General features: G+C 62.7%; 4 protein-coding genes. 1 reads left to right on the top strand and 3 read right to left on the bottom strand.

Annotation, left to right across the window (positions count from 1 at the left end):
- The 3 genes from HX846_RS12240 to HX846_RS12230 form a co-directional block, all read right to left on the bottom strand.
- The coding region (locus tag HX846_RS12240; protein ID WP_178965459.1) for a PepSY-associated TM helix domain-containing protein at positions 1 to 592 on the bottom strand (592 nt) is incomplete at its 3' end.
- 5 nt (positions 593 to 597) lie between these two features.
- On the bottom strand, positions 598 to 2,826 hold the full coding sequence (locus HX846_RS12235) for a TonB-dependent siderophore receptor (protein WP_178965458.1): 2,229 nt from the start codon (positions 2,824 to 2,826) through the stop codon (positions 598 to 600).
- Positions 2,827 to 2,959: 133 nt separating this feature from the next.
- On the bottom strand, positions 2,960 to 3,862 hold the full coding sequence (locus HX846_RS12230) for an AraC family transcriptional regulator (protein WP_003218429.1): 903 nt from the start codon (positions 3,860 to 3,862) through the stop codon (positions 2,960 to 2,962).
- A 352-nt stretch (positions 3,863 to 4,214) separates the two neighbouring features.
- Here HX846_RS12230 and HX846_RS12225 point away from each other — a divergent pair.
- Positions 4,215 to 5,022: AMP-binding protein (locus tag HX846_RS12225; RefSeq protein ID WP_178965457.1), on the top strand; the 808-nt coding region annotated here is incomplete at its 3' end.

Raw genomic sequence — 5,022 nt, 5'->3', positions numbered from 1 at the left:
CGGCTGCGACGTTGTGCCATTCCCGCAGGCGGCGCAGGCCCTGGCTGCCCGGGCGCAAGCTGGCGGCTTTCCACCAGCTGCGCCGCCCCGGCCACCACAGGTACAGGCCGCTGCCCACCGAGCCCAGCAGCACCAGGCCACAGGCAAACAGGGCGACGGCGCCAATGGGCGGCGGCAACAGCAGTGCCCGGTGCAGCGCCACCAGCTTCGCCAGCCACAGGTCATCGAACACAAAAAATGCCCGTGGCTCGGCACTGTAGGGATCGATCATCGCAATGCCGATGCCGGGCCGATCCTCCAGGGCTCCGAAGACGATCGCGTTGTCCGATTCCAGGAAACCCTGGCGCGGTTTTGCGGCGCCAAAGACTTTCTGAAATTGCGGGTAGGCACCCAGTGCCGCGCTGATCCACTGCGCGTCATCCAGCAGTGCGCCGTGTTCAACCGGAGCCAGGTCCAAGGCCTGGCTGCCGACCTCCCAGCGCAGGATCGGCCCCTTGAGTTCCAGCAGCGCACCGCTCAAGCCAATCAGCGCCAGCAGCAGGCCGACGCTCAGCGCCAGCCATCGATGCACACGAAGCCACCACCCACGCATGGCAGTTACCAGCGATAGCGCAGGCTGGCGATGACACTGCGGTCATACCCGGCACTGCAGCTGGAGAGGGAGCAGCCTTCGTAATAGTGCTTGTCGGTCAGGTTGGTGGCATTCACCGCCAGGCGCAGGCCCTTGGCCGCCGGGATCAGCTTGTCGAAATCGTAGTGCACCGCCGCGTCGAGCAAGGTGTAGGAGGGCACGCTCACAGTGTTGGCAGCATCGGCCTCGGTGGAACCGATATAGCGTACGCCGACGCCAAATCCGAGCCCGGTGAGCGGGCCAAAGGGCAGGGTGTAGTCAGCCCACAACGACGCCATTTTTTCCGGGGTGTCGGTGGGGCGGTTGCCTTTTTCCAGCGGGTTGTTGCTCTTGCTGACTTCGGCGTCGTTGTAGGTCAGGGTTGCCAGCAGGTCCAGGCCCTTGGCGAGGCTGGCCTTGCCTTCCAGCTCCACGCCGCGCACGTTGACCTCACCGGTCTGCACGCTATTCAGCGGGTTGCTCGGGTCGGTGGTCTTGACGTTCTGCTGGGTCAGGTCGAACAGCGACAGGGTGATGTAGCTGTCGATCCCGGGCGGCTGGTACTTGATGCCGACTTCCGACTGCTTGGCGGTGCTCGGTTTGAAGCTGGTGCCGTAGAAATCAGTGCCGAGCACCGGGTCGAACGAGGTGGCGTAGCTGATGTACGGCGACAGGCCGTTGTCGGCCAGGTAAACGAGGCCTGCACGGTAGGTGAACTTGTTGTCGTCCTGCTTCTGCCCGGTGTCGGTCAGGCGGTTGTCGGTGCGCGCACTCGAATGATCCTGGCGACCGCCGACGGTCAGTACCCAACGGTCGTTGAACGTCATCTGCTGCTGGGCGTAGAGCCCGGTCTGGTCGGCGCGCTGCAAGGTGCTGGCGAACGGGGTGTTCGGCGCGAACACACCCCCGTGCACCGGGTTGTAGATGTCGATCGACGATGCCGCGCCGCCGTTGAGGTAATAGTCTTCACGGGTGCGCCGGTAATCGACCCCCAGCAGCGACACCATCTGCACCTCGCCAAGGTTCCAGCGGGCCTGGGCATTGTTGTCCAGGGAGTACACGTCGCCGACGATGCGGAAGCGGTAGGCCGACCGGTTCAAGGTGCGCAGGTCCGGCGCCAGGGACATGCCGCTGGCGGTGTTGGTCAGCAGGTTGACGTGGCCATAACGTGCGCTGGAATTCAGGCTCCACACATCGTTGATCCGGTGCTCCAACAGGTAGCCCAGCGAGTATTGCGTGCGGCCGTTGTCCAGGCCGGGTTCGTCGAGAAAGACGTTGTGTTTGACCTTGCCATTCGGGTTCTGCTTGAGCGTGCCCACCGTCGGCAGGAACACCCGGGGCGCGCCGAATTCATCCTCCGAGTAATCGGCCAGTACGGTCAGGCTGGTGTCGTCGTTCGGCCGCCAGGTAAACGACGGCGCGATGAAGGTTTTGTCGTCCTTGATGTGATCGAACTGGGTGCCGCTGCTGCGCTCCAGGCCCACCAGCCGATAGAGGAATTGCCTCTGGTCATCCAGTGGCCCGCTGAAGTCGAACTGGCCCTGGGCGCGGTCGAAACTGCCGCCCTGGAGCTGCACTTCATGGAACGACTGGTCCAGTGGCCGCTTGCTGATCTGGTTGACCACACCGCCCGGTGCGTTCTGGCCGAACAACACCGAGGCCGGGCCCTTGAGCACGTCGATGCGTTCCAGGCCATAGGCTTCGGCTTTTGGCCAGGCCTGGGTGGTGGTGCCACGTAAGCCGTCGCGCAACATGCCGGTGCTGGTCACGTCGAAGCCGCGAATCGAGAGGTTGTCGAAGCGCTGGCTGGCGGCGGTAGTGTTGGCCTGCACGCCGGCCGTGTAGCGCAACGCTTCGCTCACCGATTGCACTTGCTGCGCGTCCATCTGGTCGCGGGTCACTACGGAGATCGACTGGGGGATTTCATTGAGCGCGGTGTCGGTCTTGGTCCCGCTGAGGCTACGCTTGGCCACGTAGCCGGCCTGTTGTCCGGTGGGGCTGTCGGCTTGGGTCCCGGTGACCACGCTGCTGTCGAGCACCAGGGCGTGATCGGTGTCCGCCTCGGCGGCCTGCACAAGGTTCATCTGGGTCAGCGACAGGCCCAGGGCAACGCCATGGATCAGGGTTGCCAAGGGCTTGCGACTGGTTTTCAAGTGCGGGACTGCGGTATCGATTAGCAAACCTGGGGTGTCTCGGTACAGAACGCGGGTGCCCATGCTTCACTCCATGATGAGGTGTTCAATGCGAATGCAAACGTATCTCATCCAGGCGTTGTGACGCAGGGCTATTGCTTTGGGTCGAGCGATCATTTCTTTCGTTTGCGGGGCAGGGCGGAACTTTCACAACCCGTCAGCGCAACGCCTTGGGCGAAACCCCGAAACGCTTGCGAAACGCCGTGGAGAAATGCGCCGGGCTGTAACCCACGCGGTACGCGGCGCTGGACACATTGGTCTCACCGCTGGCGAGCAGGCGATAGGCTTCGGCCAGGCGCTGTTCCTGCAAGTACACATAGACACTGGTGCCGAATACCTGACGAAAGCCCGCGGTCAATTTGCGCGGGTTGAGGCCGACTGCGCGAGACAGCTCGGCCAATGACGGCGAAGCCTGCAACGAACCGAGCAACAGGTCGCGGGCGGCATGAATGCGTTCGATGTCCGCTGAGTTGCAATGGGCGTCCTGCACCGGGCGCGACTCGGTTTGCGCGAGAATTCCCTCCACCCCCAGCGCTGTCAGCTCCAGGGCCTTGCCGCCCAGATAGAAGGAGCGGGCAGGGCCCTGCAACGGGCAGGTGAAAATCTGTTGGGCAAGGGCGAGCAACGGTTTGCTCGCGGGCTGGCAGAACATCATCGGCCCGCCGCCGCGTTTATCCAGCAGGCGCTCAGGCTCAAGGCCGACGCTGCGGATCGACGGGAAATCCAGCTGCACGGTGGTGTAGCGCACCGGCACACCACTGGCGAACAGGTGATCGCCACAATGTTCACCCTGGTTGGCCACGGCGCACAGGGTCGGCCCGCGAATCTCCACTTCCTGCTGGCCTTCGACCCGGCAATTGAGCTGGCCGCTGAGCACCAGGATGATCTTCAAACCTTGCCACAGCGGCTCTTGCATCCACATCTGGCTGTCCATCAACACAGTCCCGGCGGACAGGGTGATTTCCGGCACGACGGTGGCGGCACCCGTGTTCAAAGTGTTGGGAAAATTGAGGGTGAAATCCCTTTGGGTCGGTAGCGGCGCAGCGTGTGGGCTGAGCATGGCGGACTCCCTGTGAACCGGAAAAGAGGGGCATACGCTAGCAGGAAATTTCTTACCTGTAATTAAGAATGATTATCCTTTAGCCGAAAGCCCGGACCACGCCTCATCGCTGCAGGCCGCAGAAACTCACGCTGTAGCGCAATCAAAAGAAAAAGCCGCGCAAACGAATGTCCTGCCGGTTGCCGTGCTGCGGCTTTTGCCTATTAATAATCACTCTCATTTCCGCAGCCCTTGGCGACTCATGGATGAACCGCTCAATGACCCATTCTCCCTAGCCCTTTTCACCCTTGCCCCGCAGGCCTTTTGTTCACGGCATCGGCCCCTTATTGCCGAAAAAAACTCTGGAGACCCCATGACTATCATTGACGACTGCCCCGATTGGCCCGAAGCGTTTGCCCAACGCTATCGCGACGCAGGCTATTGGCGCGACGAGACCTTTGGCGACCTGCTACGCAACGCCGCCCGCACCTTTGGCGAGCGTGAAGCGATCACCGATGGAACGCTGCGGGTGAGCTATCGCCAACTGGATCAACGGGTCGATCAACTGGCCGGCGGGTTCTCCCGGCTGGGGTTGGTGGCAGGGGACAACGTGGTGGTGCAACTGCCGAACTGCGTGGGTTTTGTCGAAGTGTGCTTCGCCCTGTATCGCCTCGGCGTACGGCCAATCTTTGCGTTACCGGCCCATCGTCATCTGGAAATCGGCCGCTTCTGCGAGTTTGCCCAGGCCAGGGCATACCTCTGCGCTGACGTCACGGCAGGTTTTGATTATCGGGGCATGGCCCGTGGCTTGAAGGCGGCCCATGGCGACCTTGCGTGGGTGATCGTGGCCGGTGAGGCTGAAGAATTCATCGCGCTCGAAGACCTTTATCTGGACGACCCGCAGCCAACCTTTTCTGCGCCGCCCGCGGATGCCGTCGCGTGTTTCCAGTTGTCCGGTGGCTCCACCGGCGTGCCGAAACTGATCCCGCGTCGCCACAATGAATACCTCTACAACGTGCGGACCAGCGCCGAACGTTGCGGCCTGACCGACGCCACGGTGTACCTCGCCGCGCTGCCCATGGCCCATAACTTTCCCATGTGCTGCCCGGGGTTCATGGGCACCTTGCTGATGGGCGGCCGTGTGGTGCTGAGCGGCTCGCCAAGCGCCGAAACCTGCTTCG

Origin of the sequence: Pseudomonas sp. K5002, assembly GCF_013386655.1 — a bacterium.
Lineage (GTDB): Bacteria > Pseudomonadota > Gammaproteobacteria > Pseudomonadales > Pseudomonadaceae > Aquipseudomonas.
Note: the sequence above shows the minus strand (reverse complement) of the source record. Positions and strands in the feature narration are given on the sequence as shown.